14 protein-coding genes are annotated in these 15,873 nt (G+C 73.3%); 7 read left to right on the forward strand and 7 right to left on the reverse strand.

From position 1 onward, the window contains the following. Positions 1–139: 139 nt before the first annotated feature. A complete protein-coding gene (locus tag ACZ4XX_RS02350; RefSeq protein WP_468506123.1) occupies positions 140–1,402 on the forward strand; it encodes an MFS transporter in 1,263 nt (420 codons plus the stop codon). Next, positions 1,341–2,681: a D-arabinono-1,4-lactone oxidase gene (locus ACZ4XX_RS02355; protein WP_468506124.1), complete on the forward strand. Its 1,341-nt coding sequence runs from the start codon at positions 1,341–1,343 to the stop codon at positions 2,679–2,681. Before ACZ4XX_RS02350 ends, ACZ4XX_RS02355 begins: the two co-directional genes overlap by 62 nt. Before the next feature lie 15 nt (positions 2,682–2,696). On the opposite strand, the gene ACZ4XX_RS02360 is transcribed toward ACZ4XX_RS02355, so the two are convergent. Beyond that, positions 2,697–3,602, reverse strand: a complete 906-nt coding sequence (locus ACZ4XX_RS02360) for a hypothetical protein (RefSeq protein WP_468506125.1) — start codon at positions 3,600–3,602, stop codon at positions 2,697–2,699. 497 nt (positions 3,603–4,099) lie between these two features. Here ACZ4XX_RS02360 and sepH point away from each other — a divergent pair, with 497 nt between their 5' ends. Continuing rightward, positions 4,100–5,143, forward strand: a complete 1,044-nt coding sequence (gene sepH, locus ACZ4XX_RS02365; protein ID WP_467641804.1) for a septation protein SepH — start codon at positions 4,100–4,102, stop codon at positions 5,141–5,143. A 117-nt stretch (positions 5,144–5,260) separates the two neighbouring features. Here sepH and ACZ4XX_RS02370 read toward each other — a convergent pair whose 3' ends face one another. Continuing rightward, positions 5,261–6,088 carry a sulfurtransferase gene (locus ACZ4XX_RS02370; RefSeq protein WP_468506126.1) on the reverse strand — a complete coding sequence of 276 codons (828 nt, stop codon included), beginning with the start codon at positions 6,086–6,088 and terminating at the stop codon, positions 5,261–5,263. A gap of 172 nt (positions 6,089–6,260) precedes the next feature. On the opposite strand from ACZ4XX_RS02370, the gene ACZ4XX_RS02375 reads away from it, so the two are divergent. Continuing rightward, positions 6,261–7,034 carry a VOC family protein gene (locus ACZ4XX_RS02375; RefSeq protein ID WP_468506127.1) on the forward strand — a complete coding sequence of 258 codons (774 nt, stop codon included), beginning with the start codon at positions 6,261–6,263 and terminating at the stop codon, positions 7,032–7,034. Positions 7,035–7,182: 148 nt separating this feature from the next. Here the strand turns inward: ACZ4XX_RS02375 and ACZ4XX_RS02380 are convergent, their stop codons facing one another. The 4 genes from ACZ4XX_RS02380 to ACZ4XX_RS02395 form a co-directional block, all read right to left on the reverse strand. Then, positions 7,183–8,577: a polysialyltransferase family glycosyltransferase gene (locus tag ACZ4XX_RS02380; protein ID WP_468506128.1), complete on the reverse strand. Its 1,395-nt coding sequence runs from the start codon at positions 8,575–8,577 to the stop codon at positions 7,183–7,185. Between the two features lie 3 nt (positions 8,578–8,580). Continuing rightward, complete coding sequence (locus tag ACZ4XX_RS02385; protein ID WP_468506129.1) at positions 8,581–9,546, reverse strand: glycosyltransferase family 2 protein; 966 nt, start codon at positions 9,544–9,546, stop codon at positions 8,581–8,583. 142 nt (positions 9,547–9,688) lie between these two features. After that, on the reverse strand, positions 9,689–12,313 hold the full coding sequence (locus ACZ4XX_RS02390) for a YfhO family protein (RefSeq protein ID WP_468506130.1): 2,625 nt from the start codon (positions 12,311–12,313) through the stop codon (positions 9,689–9,691). Between the two features lie 325 nt (positions 12,314–12,638). Further along, the gene (locus ACZ4XX_RS02395; RefSeq protein WP_468506131.1) at positions 12,639–13,241 is read right to left on the reverse strand and encodes an isochorismatase family protein; all 603 of its coding nucleotides are present in this window, start codon (positions 13,239–13,241) and stop codon (positions 12,639–12,641) included. A 117-nt stretch (positions 13,242–13,358) separates the two neighbouring features. Here ACZ4XX_RS02395 and ACZ4XX_RS02400 point away from each other — a divergent pair, with 117 nt between their 5' ends. The 3 genes from ACZ4XX_RS02400 (at position 13,359) to ACZ4XX_RS02410 (ending at position 14,899) form a co-directional block, all read left to right on the forward strand. Continuing rightward, entirely contained in the window at positions 13,359–14,075 is a 717-nt protein-coding gene (locus ACZ4XX_RS02400) for a TetR/AcrR family transcriptional regulator (RefSeq protein ID WP_468506132.1), read from the forward strand. A gap of 88 nt (positions 14,076–14,163) precedes the next feature. Beyond that, positions 14,164–14,418: a hypothetical protein gene (locus ACZ4XX_RS02405; RefSeq protein ID WP_468506133.1), complete on the forward strand. Its 255-nt coding sequence runs from the start codon at positions 14,164–14,166 to the stop codon at positions 14,416–14,418. A 7-nt stretch (positions 14,419–14,425) separates the two neighbouring features. After that, a complete protein-coding gene (locus ACZ4XX_RS02410; RefSeq protein WP_468506134.1) occupies positions 14,426–14,899 on the forward strand; it encodes a hypothetical protein in 474 nt (157 codons plus the stop codon). Positions 14,900–15,018: 119 nt separating this feature from the next. Here ACZ4XX_RS02410 and ACZ4XX_RS02415 read toward each other — a convergent pair whose 3' ends face one another. Continuing rightward, positions 15,019–15,819, reverse strand: coding sequence for a 4'-phosphopantetheinyl transferase family protein (locus ACZ4XX_RS02415; protein WP_319321441.1), 801 nt, complete (start codon positions 15,817–15,819; stop codon positions 15,019–15,021). Positions 15,820–15,873 lie beyond the last annotated feature (54 nt).

Consider the following 15,873-nt stretch of genomic DNA (forward strand, 5'->3'; position numbering starts at 1 on the left):
GTTCCTCGGTCCCGTCCCGCACGCGTCCGGAAAAGGGGGATGACCCATCGACTTCAACACCGTAGGCTTTAGCTATTAATTACACGTGTTGAGTCGTCGTGCGGAGCCCGCTCCGAAGCACGGAGATCCGGAGAACCCCTTGCCCAGTCCCTACCGCGCGATCTTCAAGGCGCCCGGCACCGCGTCGTTCTCCGTCGCCGGCTTCTTCGGCCGGATGCCGCTGTCCATGATGGGCATCGGCATCGTGACCATGATTTCGCAGGTCACCGGCCGGTACGGGCTCGCCGGCGCCCTCTCGGCGACGCTCGCGATGTCCGCCGCCGTCCTCGGCCCCCTGGTCTCCCGCCTCGTCGACCGGCACGGGCAGCGCCGGGTGCTCCGCCCGGTGACCCTGGTCTCGCTCGTGGCCGCCGCCGGCCTCCTCCTCTGCGTGCAGCAGCAGGCCCCCGACTGGACGCTCTTCGTGTTCACGGCCGTGATCGGCTGCGTGCCGAGCGTCGGCGCGATGACCAGGGCCCGCTGGGCGGAGATCTACCGGGGCGACGAGCGGCGCCTGCACACGGCGTACTCCTGGGAGTCGATCGTCGACGAGGTGTGCTTCATCTTCGGCCCGATCATCTCGATCGGTCTGTCGACGGCCTGGTTCCCCGAGGCCGGCCCGCTGTTCGCCGGGGTGTTCCTGACCGTCGGCGTCTTCTGGCTGACCTCGCAGCGCGCCACCGAGCCCGTGCCGCATCCCCAGCACGGCGACAGCGGCGGTTCCGCGCTGCGCTCCCCCGGTCTCCAGGTCCTCGCCCTCGCGTTCGTCGCCACCGGCGCCATCTTCGGCTCGGTCGACGTGGTGACCGTGGCCTTCGCCGAGGAGCAGGGCCACAAGGCCGCCGCCAGTCTCGTACTGGCCGTCTACGCGCTGGGTTCCGGCCTGGCGGGCGCCGTGTTCGGACTGCTCCACCTCAAGGGCGAGCCGTCCCGTCGCTGGCTGCTGGGCATCTGCGCGATGGCCGTGAGTATGATCCCCCTCCTACTGGCCGGGAACCTGCCGTTGCTGGCCGTGGCGCTCTTTGTCGCGGGCCTGTCCATCGCACCGACGATGGTGACCACCATGGCCCTCGTCGAAGCGCACGTACCGCGCACCAAGCTGACCGAGGGCATGACCTGGACGGGTACCGGCCTCGCGATCGGCGTGGCGCTCGGCTCCGCAGCCGCCGGCTGGGTGGTCGACGCGTCGGGGGCCGAGGCGGGGTACGTGGTGCCCGTCGTCTCGGGCGCGCTCGCGGTCGCGGTGGGTCTCCTCGGACACCGCCGGCTGCGCAGGCCGGCGCCGAACCGGGAGGGGCAGCGTGAGCGGGACGACAACAGCGGGGCCGGGCAGCGCCAGGACGGCGGACAGCCCGTGGCGTAACTGGGCGGGGAACGTCACCTCCCGCCCCGTGCGGGAGGTGAGCCCGGCCTCGGCCGAGGAGCTCGCCGAGGCGGTGCGCCGGGCGGCCGAGGACGGGCTGCGGGTGAAGACGGTCGGCACCGGCCACTCCTTCACCTCGATCGCGGCCACCGACGGCGTCCTCATCCGGCCGGGTCTGCTGACCGGGATCCGGCGGATCGACCGCGAGTCGATGACCGTGACGGTCGAGTCGGGCACCCCGCTCAAGCGGCTCAACGTGGCACTGGCCCGGGAGGGCCTGTCGCTCACGAACATGGGCGACATCATGGAGCAGACCGTCGCCGGTGCCACCTCCACCGGGACGCACGGCACGGGCCGCGACTCGGCCTCGATAGCCGCGCAGATCCGCGAGCTGGAGCTGGTGACGGCCTCGGGCGAGCTGCTCACGTGCTCGGACAAGGAGAATCCGGAGGTCTTCGCGGCCGCCCGCATCGGGCTCGGCGCCCTCGGCGTGGTCACGGCGATCACCTTCGCGGTCGAGCCGGTCTTCCTGCTCACCGCGCGCGAGGAGCCCATGACCTTCGACCGGGTCACCTCGGAGTTCGACGCGCTGCACGCGGAGAACGAGCACTTCGAGTTCTACTGGTTCCCCCACACGGACAACTGCAACACCAAGCGCAACAACCGCAGCGCGGGCCCCGCCGCTCCCCCCGGCCGGGTCAGCGGCTGGGTCGAGGACGAGCTGCTCTCCAACGGGCTCTTCCAGGTGGCCTGCTCGCTGGGCCGCGCGGTGCCGCCGGCCATCCCCTCGATCGCCAGGCTCTCCAGCCGGGCGCTGTCGGCCCGTACGTACACCGACATCCCGTACAAGGTCTTCACCTCGCCGCGCCGGGTGCGCTTCCTGGAGATGGAGTACGCGCTTCCGCGAGAGGCGGCGGTGGCCGCGCTGCGCGAGCTCAAGGCGATGGTCGAGCGCTCGCCGCTCAAGGTGAGCTTCCCGGTGGAGGTGCGGACGGCCCCGGCGGACGACATCGCGCTGTCCACGGCCTCGGGCCGGGAGACCGCGTACATCGCCGTCCACCTCTACAAGGGCACGCCCCACCGCGCGTACTTCACGGCGGTGGAGCGCATCATGACGGCGCACGGGGGACGCCCCCACTGGGGCAAGGTCCACACCCGTGACGCCGCCTACTTCTCCGAGGTCTATCCGCGCTTCGCCGAGTTCACGGCGCTGCGGGACCGGCTCGACCCGGACCGGCTCTTCGCCAACGACTATCTGCGCCGGGTCCTGGGCGACTGACGGGGCGCCCGACGGTCACTCGGCGCCCGCACCGGCTCCGCCCCCGGCTCCGTCCGGGGTCGGGGCCGACGGGGTCTCCGGCGTGACCGTCCCGGGGGTCGGCTCCTGGGTCGGGACGGTGGGCTCCGTCGTCGGAGCCGTGGGCGTCGGGGTGGGCGTCGGCTCTCCGCCGGTCGAGTCGGAGGGCGTCGGCTCGGGCGACGGGGTCGCGGTGCCGTTCTCTCCCTCGCCCCGGTCGCCCGGGGTCGGGGTGGCGCCCGTCGAGGGGCTGCCGGCGCCGCCGTCCGGCCGCCCGGTGCCGTCGGCGGATCCGGAGGGCACGGTCGAGTGGTCCTCGTCCCCGGCCGGCGGCGCCTCCTGGCCCGAACCGCCGTCGCCCCGGACGACGGACCCGAACGTGGTGGTGCCCTGCTTGCCGCTGAAGTCCTGCCCCGAGACGAGTTCGTAGGCGGTGATGCCGCCCATGGTGACGCCGAAGACGAGCGCGGCGGCGATCGCCGGGCGCTTCCAGCCGCGGACGCGGGTGCCGTGGGTGGTCGCCGTGCCGAACTCCTCGTCGCGCTCCTCGCCGTACGGGGCCGGCGCCCTGACCGTGCCCAGCATGAGGGTGTGGTCGTCCCGCGGCCCCGGTGCGAGCGGCACCTGACGGGCCTTCGGCTTGGCGGCGACCGTCGCGTCGCGGACCTGCTCGCCGGTACGCCGGAAGAGGTGCTGGAAGAGCGGACCGCCGCAGGTGGCGATGACACTGATCACACCGGCGCCGAGGATCGTGCCGTACACGCCGAGGGTGGAGGCGAGTTTGGCGGCGATGACCGCGGCCAGGGCACTGCCCGAGACCTGAGCCACACTCAGGTCGATCCTTCTCCTCCCGCTCTCCGTCTCCTCCCGCTCGTCCGTGTCGGTGTCCGGCCTGTGAAGCATCTCCAACCCCTGATCCAGCCCCTGGCGGCTCATCCGTTCGCCTTGCACCCAGAAGGGACAAATGGGCGAAGGGAATAGTTCCGCTTCTGCTCTTTCTGTGAAGGACGACACGTGAGGGGGAAGATCGCGGACACTCAACTCCCGTACCGCCCGAGAAGTTGGGCGGCGCGCCGGTCCACCCAAGTGGCCCGAATGGAGTACATTGACGAACCCTGGGTCCGGACGCCTTCACGGGTGCCCGGGATCAAGGGGAGGGGGCCGGACACGGCACTCGACCGGCGGCGCCGCGGCAACGCACGGAGATCGACTGCACAGAGTGACCGCCTGTCACTCCGGGTAGCCAACAGGTCACCGTGTCATAACGGCGTTCCAGGGTCCACGCCCGACACGCCGGGCAACTCGGCAAGGTAGTGGCAGGCTGCACCCGGGCAGGCCACACTCGACTAGCGGAAGCAGCGACGCACGTGACGTCGGCAGGCACCACCCGGGAGGTCCCCATGCCCGAACTGCGTGTCGTGGCCGTCTCCAACGACGGCACACGACTGGTGCTGAAGGCTGCTGACAGCACGGAGTACACACTTCCGATCGACGAGCGGCTTCGCGCCGCCGTGCGCAACGACCGTGCGCGCCTCGGCCAGATCGAGATCGAGGTGGAGAGCCACCTCCGCCCCCGCGACATCCAGGCACGGATACGAGCCGGTGCCTCCGCGGAGGAGGTCGCCCAGATGGCCGGGATCCCCGTAGACCGTGTGCGCCGCTTCGAGGGCCCCGTGCTCGCCGAGCGCGCCTTCATGGCGGAGCGGGCCCGCAAGACCCCGGTCCGCCGGCCCGGCGAGAACAGCGGCCCCCAGCTCGGCGAGGCGGTGCAGGAGCGGCTGCTGCTGCGCGGCGCCGAGAAGGACACCGTGCAGTGGGACTCCTGGCGGCGCGACGACGGCACCTGGGAGGTGCTGCTCGTCTACCGCGTCGCCGGCGAGGTCCACACGGCCAGCTGGACGTACGACCCGCCCCGGCGGCTCGTCCAGGCCGTGGACGACGAGGCCCGTGCCCTGATCGGCGAGACGGACGACACGATCGCCGCCGCGCCGGAGCCGAGCTTCCCCTTCGTGCCGCGCATCGCCCGGCTGCCCCGGGACAGGCCGCTCGACCGCGCCCTGGACCGCCAGATCGACCGGTCCGACCGTCAGCTGGAGCGGGCGTCCGCGTCCGCCGAGGCGGAGGACGAGCGGGACTCGCTCACGAGCCTCCTGGAGGCCGTGCCGAGCTTCCGCGGCGACATGGTCGTACCCGAGCAGCCGGACTCGTCGGAGCCCTCGGAAGAGGCCGAGGCGGAGGAGCCGCCGGCTCCGGCCGCTTCGGCGGGTGCCGGTTCCGCGTACGCCGACGTCCTCATGCCCCGCGCGGTCTCCGGCCACCGGGACCGGCTCACCGGCACCACCGACCGGCAGGCCGAGGCGGACGGCGTCCGCCCGGGCCGCCGCGCGGCGGTGCCGAGCTGGGACGAGATCGTCTTCGGCACCCGCAGGAAGAAGCAGGACTGACGGCTGCGGCCGTACGAGGTGAGGGCCCGCGCCGGATCGGCGCGGGCCCTCACCCGTGCACGGAGACCTGCGCGGGGCCCGGGTACGGGGGACTCGTGCGGGCCCGCGTACGGAGGGCTACTGCGGGTCCGGGCCCGTGGCCACCGGACGGGCGGGGTCGGTGGACCACTCCGACCACGAGCCCGCGTAGAGCGCGGCCGGGATGCCCGCGATCTCCAGGGCGAGGACCTCGTGCGCGCCGGAGACGCCCGAGCCGCAGTAGACCGCGACCGGGGTCCCCTCGGCGGCACCGAGCGCGACGAAGCGGTCCCGCAGGGTGTCGGCGCCCAGGAAACGCCCCTCCGCGTCCACGTTCTCCGTCGTCGGCGCCGAGACCGCGCCCGGGATGTGCCCGCCGACCCGGTCGATCGGCTCCACGTCCCCGCGGTAGCGCTCGGCGGCCCGCGCGTCCAGGAGCAGCCCCGAGCGCGCGAGCGCCTCCGCCGCGTCGGCGTCGAGCAGCCCGAGCGCGCCCGGCTCCGGCCGGAAGTCGCCCGGCTCGGGCGTGGGCGCCTTCTCCGTGAGCTCCCCCGTCCAGGCCGCGAGACCGCCGTCCAGGACCCGGACGTCCGGGTGACCGGCCCAGCGGAGCAGCCACCAGGCGCGGGCCGCGGCCCAGCCGAGGCCGCCGTCGTAGACGACGACCGGGGTGGCCGCGGAGACACCCGCCCGACGCATCGCGGCCCCGAAGGCCTCCGGGTCGGGCAGCGGGTGGCGTCCGCCGCTGCCCGGCGGACCCGCGAGTTCCGTGTCCAGGTCGACGTAGACCGCGCCGGGCAGGTGTCCGGCCTCGTACGCCGGACGCCCGGGCGGGCCGCCCAGCGTCCAGCGGACGTCCAGGAGGACCGGCGGCCGGGCCCCGGCCGACTCGCTCAGCAGTTCGCTTACGGCGATGATGGGCTTCATGGGTGCCATCCTCGCGCAGCCCCACGGCCGCGGGGGACGAACCCGGCGTCCTTCCCGCGTCGTCGCAGCGGGATCGCGCCACTCTTTGGTGCGACCGGGGCGCGCCACGGCCCCGACGGTGACACCATCGGACGGGACACGGGCACGACGATGGTCCGAGGAGAGAGTCACGATGACCGAGGCGACTCGGCGCACACCCGGCACACCCTGCTGGGTGAGCTTGATGGTGCACGGGCTTGACGCCACGCAGGAGTTCTACAACGCACTCTTCGACTGGGAGTTCGAACCCGGTCCACAGCATCTCGGTCCGTACGTCCGCGCGCTGCTCGACGGCAAGGAGGTGGCGGGCATCGGCCAGCTGCCGCCCGACCGGCATCTGCCGATCGCCTGGACCCCCTATCTGGCCACCGTCGACGCCGACGAGACCGCCGAGAGCATCCGCTGCTGCGGCGGCACCGTGGCCGTGGGCCCGCTGGACGCGGGCGAGGCGGGCCGGATGGCGGTCTGCTCCGACCCGGTGGGCGCGGTCTTCGGCGTCTGGCAGGCGGAGGCACACCACGGCACGGCGACGGCGGGACCGCCCGGGACCCCCGTGTGGAACGAGCTCCTCACCTACGAGACGTCCTCGGTCGGCAAGTTCTACCGGACGGTCTTCGGCTTCGAGGTGGAGCCGGTCGTGTCCGCCGACCACGACTACGCCACGCTCCTGGTGGACGGCGTTCCGGTGGCCTCGCTGCACGGCGTCGGCAACGCGCTGCCCCGGGACCGGGGCCCGCACTGGATGACGTACTTCGAGGTCGCCGACACGGACGCGGCCGCCCGGCTCGTCCTGCAGCTCGGCGGTCATGTGCTGCGCCCGCCGCGCGATGCCACGGCGGGCAGGTCGGCCCTGGTGACGGACCCGGAGGGCGCGGTCTTCACCCTCGTCAGGTCCCCCGCCGTGTGACCCGGGGAGGCCGCCGCCCCGTACAGGTGACCCGGCGGCCGCCGGGTTGACGGACCGGGGCCCCGGGTTGCCGGATCGGCAGGGTCCAGCCCCGGCGGGGTCGGGGTCGGTCGGCGGGTCAGCCCCTCCGGGAGCGTGTTCGGCCGGGTCAGCCCCTCCGGGAGCGTGCGAGGCTCCGGCGGAGCCGCGACTGCATGCCGCCGCCCTGCGCCGGGGCCTCCGTGCCGCCCGGGAGACCGAGCTGCGTCAGCCGCTCGGCGTCGAAGTGGTGTGCGATCCCCGGGTCCGCGTGGTGCTCGGCCAGGAAGAGGGCGGCCTCCTCGCGCATCCCCGGGTGGCTCTTGTGCCGCATGCAGTAGCCGACGGCACGGACGAGCGGGGTGAGCGAGTCCGGCGCCGCTCCCGGGACCGCGGGCTCCTCGCCCTGCTCCAGGTCCGCGACGAGGTGGTCGGCGACGGTGAGCGGGATCCGGTTGCTGTTCTCGAAGGGGGTGAGCCGTTCGAGGACCTCGGCCGTGCCCACGCGCGCGATGGGGACGCCGTAGTGGACGGCGGCGGTGAACATCGCGGTCGAGAAGCAGCCGACGACGAGCCGGAGCCGGCAGCGCTCGTAGAACGTCTCGGCGAGCAGCGGTCCGTCGAGGACGGTCAGCCGTACCCCGGACCGTTCCGCCTCCTCCTGGAGCGCCGTGGAGTAGCCGGCGGGCGCGGACGGGTGCGGCTTGAAGACCACCGAGCGATGCCCGGCGGCCGTGACGCCGCGGAGCATCCGTACGTGCAGCTCCTCCTCCTCCTCGGCGGTGAGGAGGTGGAGGGCGGCCAGGTACTGGCCGAGCATCAGGGCCGTGGGCTCCGCGGCGACCGCCCGGACGATCTCGGGGTCGTCGGCCGCCTCCTCGGCGATCTCCGCGAGGACCGCGCGGAACGCGTCGTCGGGGACGAGCTCCGGCTCCACGCCGTACTCGCTCAGGAGCAGCGGACGCAGTCCCGGCACCAGGTCGAGATGGAGGACCCGCCGGATGCGGCAGGCGATGGACTGCGCGAGGTCGTTGCGGGTCGGCCCGTAGCTCATGAGGCCGTCCGCGTAGACGTGGACGGTGCTCTCGGGGAAGCTGCCGGCCAGTGCCTTGGCGGGGTTGACCTGGATGGATTCGACGATCAGCTCCACCGGGGCGGTGCCGAGCTCCCACGCGGTGCGCAGCACGCGCTGCCAGAGCGGGGCGTCCTCGGGGCGGGGGGCCCAGGTGGCGGGGTGGTACGGGTGGATCGTCTCGTTCCAGTCGAGGACGCCGTCGAAACGGGCCGCGATCCGCTCGTAGCCGGTCATGCTCTCCATGCGCAGCGCGGTCTCCGGGATCTCGGCGTTGCGCGAGATCAGCAGGAGCCGGCGGTGGTCCGCACGGGGGCCGAACTGGCCGGCGTCCAGCGAGGCCGCGAGGGTGGCGGCGCCGTACAGGGTGGAGACCTGGAAGATCTGGACCGGGCGGCCGTCGGTGGCCGGGTCGAGCACCGGGGCCTGATCGGCGGCGGGGGCGGGGGCCATGGGTCAGGCGGTCCTTACGGTGTCGCGCAGGCTCCGGAGGAGGGTGCTGCGGGGGGTGTCCATGGTGGAGAGGGTCTCTTCGAGGACCTGCTGCGGCATCCGGTGCAGCGCGTCGCGCACGTCGACGCGGAGCCGCTCGGCGACGGCGGGATCGTACGTGCCGACCTTGCCCATGTGGAAGGCGATCATCGCGCAGTAGGTGCGGACCGCCTTCGGGAGGAACCGGTCCGCCTCCGCGTCCCGGGAGACGTCGGCGAGCAGGGCGTCGTACGACGGAATGAAGTCCAGCTGCCGGTTGTCGGTGATCTGGGTGAGTGAGGTGGTGACGCCCCGGCGATAGAAGACACCGTGCAGGGAAAGCGCCGCGAAGGTGCGCGCCCTGAGGTGGAGGCGCCAGACCCAGAGGCGGTCCTCGGCCGTTCTCAGGGAGGTCTCGAAACGGGATTCGCCGTTCTGGAAGAGACGGGAGCTGTAAATGCCGAAGGGGACGAAGGGATAGTCCACCATCGTCACCATGCTGGCGGGTGAGATTCCGTCACGGGGGTCCATCACGGTGTCGCGGCGCTTGGCGGGGGCATAGCGGATGTTCCGCTTCCGGCCCTCCGAGAGGACGTGGTCGGTGCGGGCGAAGTCGCAGTCCAGGCGCTCGATGCCGGTCACCATGGCCTTCAGGTGCCCGGGCGCGTACCAGTCGTCGCCGTCGAGGAAGGTGATGTGGTCACCGCGCGCGGCGTCGATTCCCGTGTTGCGCGCCTGGGCGACACCGCTGTTCGTCTCGTGCCGGATGACGGTGGCGTTCGGCAGCCGGTCGCGCCAGCGGTCGAGGATCTCCGGGGTGTCGTCCGTCGAGCAGTCGTCGATCAGCAGGAACTCGAATTCCGGATCCGCGTTGTTCGCGAGACTGCGCAGGGTGTCGGGCGCATAGGCCCCGACATTGTGGAACGGTACGACGACGGACAGTTTCGGCACTCGGAATCCCCATACTGAATCGAACAGTTAAACGCCGCTACGGCGGGTACGGTAACGCTCCACTTTTCCGGGCGAACGATCCGCGCGTGCACTCCGGGTGAACTCTTGGCGTCTCCCGTGGAAAGTCCGTGCGGAAGCGGTCTCACGCGCCGGTCGGCCGTTCCGCACGCCGCCCGGCCCGGCGGTGCAGCACTCCCGTCGCGATCAGGGCGAGGAGCGCGGTCAGGCCGACGGCGCCACCGAGCCTGAGACCCGGCGGGCGGAAGGAGCAGGTGACCGTGTTCGCCCGGCCGTCGAGCGGGATCGCGACGAGGCCCCGGTACGCGCGCGCGGGGCGCGGCTCCGCGTCGCCGGCGGCGCAGCGCCAGCCGGAGATGCGGGGCGCGGCGAGCACCGCGGTCCCGGTGCTGCCCGGGGGCAGTTCGGCCGTGACGGTGTGTCCGGTGGCGCGCACCTCGGTGGCCCCTGTGGTGGTCAGCTGCCGCACGGCGGCGTCGAGCCGGGCCCGGACCAGGCAGCCGACCGGCTGACGGGGCAGCCGGACCGTGCGCTCGGGGCTCAGCTCGATCCGCACCTCGCCGGACCCGGGAACCGTACCGAGGGCCCGCATGGGGGCCCGGACGGCGGGCGGCTTGCCTTCGAAGTCCCTGCGCGGCTGTCCCGCGAGGGTCGCTCCGCCGCGGTACTCGGGGGCCCAGAACCAGACCTGGGTGCCCGCCGGGCAGCGGGCGCTGACGGTCCGTCCGTCGCGGGCGACGGGCGGGAGCTCGTACACGTCGGCGCCGAGGAGCCGTTCCTGCTCGGCGAACGCCGAGTCCCCGGGGTGCGTGGCCGGACGCCGCGTCGGACGCACGGTGACCAGCGGCGGTACGGGCGTGGTGGCGACGGTGACCGTGGCCCGGGGCAGCGCGTCCTGGCGTACCGGTGCGGTGGGGACCGAGCGGACCCGGGTGCCGATGGAGAACAGGGCGTCGGTCACCGGGTTGTCGAGGGTGACGGGGTGGCGGCCCTTGGCGTAGTGGCCGAAGCCCAGGGAGGCGAGGGTGCGGGAGGTCACCTCGGCGGTGAGGCTGCTGTAGTAGTCGGCGCCCTGCCCGCCGACGATCAGGACGTCGTTGCCGCCGGGGACCTCTCCGGGTTCCGTCCGGTACTTCGGCCAGGCGTCCGCGCGGGCCACCGCATCGGCCACGGCGCTGTGCCAGGGGCCGATCCGGGGGGACCAGGCGACCTCGTCGCGCTGCTGCTCCTCGATCCGCTTCCCGGTGACGGCCGCCTCTCCGGCCTGCGCGGCGACGAGAAGGACGACGGCCAGGACGGGCAGGACGCGCGCGGCGGTCAGGGCGCGCGCGGCGGTCAGGGCGCGCGCGGGAGAGACGGGTTCCGGTGCTGCGTCGGCCGATGTCCTGCGGCGGTGCAGGAGGGCGACCAGGGCGGCGGCGAGCGCGAGGGACGCGGCCACACCGAAGGCCGGATACGTCCAGCGGTCGACGTCGATGCTGCCGTGGGCCGCCCACGCCAGGAGCCCGAGCAGGGCACCGCCCGCGAGGAGCGCGGTCGGGCGCGGCACGCCGCGGGCGGCAGAGAACCAGCCGGCGACGATCAGCAGCCCGCACAGGACGAAGGTCTGCCGGTACGGGCCGCCGTTGGGCGAGGCGCCCGCGTGCCACAGCAGATGCGTCGGCCCCCACTGGAGGGAGAGCATCACCAGGACGACCGCGGCCGACCAGCCGACGCGGACGCGCGGGGCGACGGCCCCGTTGAAGGGCAGGGTGAGGGCGAGCGCGAGCGCGGGCGTACCGATGAAGAGGGCGGGGCTCGCGAGGCTCGCGGTGGCCGGCAGGAACCTGGCGAGGACCTCCACCCAGGCGGCGGGCACGAAGGTGGACTCGGGCGTGGGGTCCGCGACCTTGGTGCCGAGGAAGACGACCACGACGAGCGGCGCGGCGAGGCCGATGCCGATGAGCACGCTCCGCGCGGCACGCAGCATCCCTGCGAGGCGCTGCCGCGCGCCGGCCGTCTCCTCGGCGGTGAGGAACCGTACGAGCAGGACGACGGCTGCGCCGAGGGTGGCCATGTACGCCGTGTAGAAGTTGGCGGTCCAGGCCAGGGCCACCACGACGGGGCCGAGGACCGGGCGGCGCCCGGTGCGGGCCCACTCGCCGACCAGGCAGAGCAACGGGAAGGCGACGAGTCCGTCGAGCCACATCGGGACGGTGGCACCGAGGTTGAAGGTCCAGCCCGAGAGGGCGTACGCGCTGCCGAGCACGGCGGCGACCGGCCAGGGACCGGGGCGCATCCGCAGGAGCAGCAGCGCCATCGCCGCGCCGGCCGCGGTGATCTTGAGGGCGGTGACGACGTACAGGGCGAGTTCGATGCGGTCCGCCGGGAAGAGCACCACGAGCAGGTCGAAGGGGCTGCTCAGATAGGTGCCGACGTCACCGAGGAAGCCGGTGCCGAAGCCGGAGTTCCAGTTGAGGAAGACGTCTCCATGGGTCTCGCCGAGGAGGAACGAGCGCCAGTACGCGTGGAACGGCAGGTACTGCTGGCCCAGGTCGACGGTGTTCCTGGTCACCGGGCCGAAGGGGTAGCTGTGCGAGAGCCGGGTGGCGAGGGCGAGGAGCACGGCGGTGAGCAGGGCGGCCGAGAGCGGGCCGGCGACGGCCGGGGAGGACGGACGGCGCCACGTGGAGCCTGGCGGGAGCTTCGGGCCGCCCGTCCCCTCCTCGCCGTCGACCTCGTCGAGCACGGTCTCGGCGGCGGGGGGCACACGTCCTCCAGGGGGCGTACGGAACAGGAGCGCCCGGGTGATCCGTCACGGGCCGACCGCCATTACCGCCGAGTCGGACGACCCGTGACCGATCATCAGGCGGTGTTTCGGTACACCTCGGGTGAACTCCCGGTGTCGAGGGGCCGGGCGGGAGCGGGACGCGAGCGACCGGAGAGCCGAGCGGAGGGCCGAGCCGCGGACCCGTCGGAGGGCCGAGCCGCGGACCCGTCGGAGGGCCGAGCCGCGGACCCGTCGGAGGGCCGAGCCGTGGACCGGCCGGAGGGCCGCCGGACGGGGCGGCCCGCTTGTCGACCGGGAGAACCGGTTACGCGACGAGCTCGTCGACCGTGCGGGCCACCGAGCCGAAGAGGTCGGTGACCGTCGTCAGGCTCGCGGCCTGGAGCACCTCCGACGCCGTGACGGTGCCGTCGGGGGCCTTCAGGGGACGGGTCGCGGTGGCCTCGGCGACCACGGTCGGGCGGTAGCCGAGGTTGAAGGCGCCCTGAGCGGTGAAGAGGACGCACATGTGCGTCATGAACCCGGCGATGACCAGGTCTCCGGTGACGCCGAGGCTCTTCAGGGTGTCTTCGAGGCCGGTGGCGTGGAAGGCGTCGGGGAACTGCTTGACGACGACCTTCTCGCCCTCGATCGGGGCGACCTCGTCGCTGATCGCACCGATCTCGGCCCGGATGTCGTACGGAGTGCCCTCGCCGCCGTCGTTGACGACGTGTACGACGGGCGCGCCCGCGGCGCGGGCGGCGGCGAGCAGACGCGCGCCGGCGGCCACGGCCTCCTCTGCCCCGTCGAGCCGCATGACGCCGCCGCGGTAGGTGTTCTGGAAGTCGATCATGATCAGCGCCGAGTCGCCCAGGCGGGGCAGGTCCTGGGGAAGGCCGATCACATCGCGGAGGGTGGTGGAGGCGGTCATGGCGGTTCCTTTCGTAGCGGGGCGGAGGCGGCGCTCGACCCCGGAGGTGTTTTCAACGCTAACACAGCTTGTAATCACTGATTACGAGAGGCTGTGAGCGCTGTTATCGTGGGAGCCATGTCGACCGCACGCGCGCGCATCCTGGAAGCCACCGAGGAACTCCTCGCCACCAAGGACGCGCTCGCGATCTCGACCCGCGCCATCTGCGACCGGGCGAAGGTCGGCATGCCCGAGATCTACCGGCAGTTCGGCGACAAGCAGGGGCTGCTCACGGCCGTCGCCGACATCGGCTTCGCACGCTTCCTCGCCGAGAAGCGCGCGAATCCGCTCACCGGCGATCCGGTGGCGGACCTGCGGACGGCCTGGGACAGCCATGTCGCCTTCGCGCTCCGCAACCCGCACCTCTACCGGCTGATGTTCACGCCGACCGGCGACGCCAGGCCGGGGGCCATCAAGGAGGCGCAGGCGATCCTCCTGAAGGCGGTCGAGCGCTGCCGCGACGCCGGTCGGCTCCGGACGACCCCGGAGCTCGCGAGTCGCTCGATCCTCTCCGCCAACGTGGGCGTGTGCATGATGGCGCTGTCCTTCCCCGACCTGTTCGGGGACTCCGACACCTCTCCGGCGGTACGGGACGCGGTCATCGGGAAGGTCACCGGCGACGAGCGCGAGGACGGCCGGATCGGTACGGCGACCGTCCTCGCCCAGGCCCTGGTCGGCACCCTCACGGGAACGGCCGCCCCGAGCGGCGCCGCCCTCGACCGGCTGGCCGACGCGCTGCTTCCGCCGGTGCCGCCCTCGGAGACGTCACCGCAGGTCCCGCCCTCGGAGACGTAACCGCCGGTCAACTGCCGCCGTAAAGTTCCGGCCACGGCTCTCCACCGGCCTACGCTCGCAACTCCCATACCAGGAGGAGGAGTACGCCATGGAGAACCCGACTCGTAAGGTGGCCGCGGCCGGTGCCGCCGCGCTGTTGGCCGCGGGTCTCGTCGTCGCCGGTGCCGGTGCGGCCGGCGCGTCGAAGGCCGGCCCCGCCGAGCGCATCACCTCGGCGGCCCAGCTCAAGGACAGCATCCGGCTCGCCGTCGCCCAGGAGGAGCAGGCCGGGGAGCAGGGGCTGAGCCAGAGCGTCGGCGGCCGGGTGACCAAGGTCGCCGGCACGCAGTCCGGCACCTGCTGAGGCCGAGGTGACCACCGTGGGCGAGGACGGCTCCTCGCAGACCTGGTGCCCCAGCGGAGCGGCGCACGCGCCGGAGTCCGTCGTCCTGGGCGTACGGTCCGGGCAGGACGGGCGCGTGGTGTACCTGGCCGATCCCGTACCGGCGGCCGAGGTGCTCGGCGAGGTGCCGGAGGGCGTCGAGCCGCGGCGCGTCCTGCGGTTCGCGTCGCACTGTGTCAGCGACTGCGTCAACCGCAGGGGCGGCGACTGCACGCTCGTCGAGCGGATGCTCTCCCGGCCCCCCGCGCGGGAGGACGGTCCCGTCCCGCGGTGTCACCTCAGGGCACGGTGCCAGTGGTGGAAGCAGACCGGGGTCGCCGCGTGCGCGCGCTGCCCCGCGGTCTCGACCCGCCATCACGCCGACGACGAGCTGGCCGATCTGGTGGCCGATCCGGCCACGACGCAGGAGCAGCTCGACGAGTGGATCGCGGCGGCCGGCTGATTCCGGTCGTCCGGCCACCGGGTGTCGCACGAGACCACCGAGCTGTCGCACGAGATACGCGGAAGGTCCCCGGACAGATCGTCCGGGGACCTTCCGCGTGTGTGCCGAGGCCGAGACCCTCACGCTCGACCGGGCGGGTCTCCCCTGATGTCCCGCTCCGAAAGACGGTTCACCCGGGGCGACGGCGTGGTCAGTTCGCCGTGGACGGCCACCGCCGCCGCGTATCCGCGGTCGACGGGGATGTCGAGCAGGGTCCAGCCGGCGGGCGGCAGCGTTCCGTCGGGGCTGCCCGAGCCCACGTAGTCGGCCGCCGGGTCACGCCCCAGACCGGTGCCGAGCCCCTTGAGATAGGCCTCCTTGCGGGTCCACAGCCGGGCCAGCGCCCTGGGGCGGCGCGGGGGTGGCAGCGCCTCGATCTCACGCTGTTCCGCGGGGTGCAGCATGGCGGCGAGCTCCGCGGCGCCGCCCGGGTCGGCGACCAGGTCGACGTCCACGCCGATGGGCGCCACCGCCGTCCCGACGAGGACGAGGTCCCCGCGGTGGGAGAGCGAGAAGTGCAGCCCGCGCGAGGCGCCCAGGACGGTCGGCCGCCCGTGCGGGCCGCCGCAGCAGGGGCAGGTCTCCCGGCCGTAGCGGATGTCCTGCGGAAGCGTGTCGAGGTACGTGCCGAGCAGCCGGCGCAGCGCCAGATGGGCGGCGGTGAAGCGGACCCGGTCCTCCGCGTGCGCCAGTCCGGCGGCGCGCTGCCGCTCGGTGGCGTCCAGGACACCGGCGTCGAGGCCGGTGCCCCGGGCGTCGGAGACCCTGAGCAGCCACAGGTCCAGGGAACCCGGCCGTGGCAGGGCGCGCGGGGGCGGCAGGGGGGCGAGCAGCAGGGTGCCGCTCGCGGAACTCCAGGGACCGCTTCTGGGATCACTCACGGGACCCCTCCTGTTCGATGACGGATGCGCGGACGCGGGTGGCCGTCGGGACGG

It is taken from the genome of Streptomyces sp. NPDC029956, assembly GCF_055574655.1.

Coding starts and splice junctions, on each gene's coding strand:
- ACZ4XX_RS02360 (WP_468506125.1), bottom strand. CDS start 3,602: ATGCTTCACAGGCCGGACACCGACACGGACGAGCGGGAGGAGACGGAG.
- sepH (WP_467641804.1), top strand. CDS start 4,100: ATGCCCGAACTGCGTGTCGTGGCCGTCTCCAACGACGGCACACGACTG.
- ACZ4XX_RS02370 (WP_468506126.1), bottom strand. CDS start 6,088: ATGAAGCCCATCATCGCCGTAAGCGAACTGCTGAGCGAGTCGGCCGGG.
- ACZ4XX_RS02375 (WP_468506127.1), top strand. CDS start 6,261: ATGACCGAGGCGACTCGGCGCACACCCGGCACACCCTGCTGGGTGAGC.
- ACZ4XX_RS02380 (WP_468506128.1), bottom strand. CDS start 8,577: ATGGCCCCCGCCCCCGCCGCCGATCAGGCCCCGGTGCTCGACCCGGCC.
- ACZ4XX_RS02395 (WP_468506131.1), bottom strand. CDS start 13,241: ATGACCGCCTCCACCACCCTCCGCGATGTGATCGGCCTTCCCCAGGAC.
- ACZ4XX_RS02400 (WP_468506132.1), top strand. CDS start 13,359: ATGTCGACCGCACGCGCGCGCATCCTGGAAGCCACCGAGGAACTCCTC.
- ACZ4XX_RS02405 (WP_468506133.1), top strand. CDS start 14,164: ATGGAGAACCCGACTCGTAAGGTGGCCGCGGCCGGTGCCGCCGCGCTG.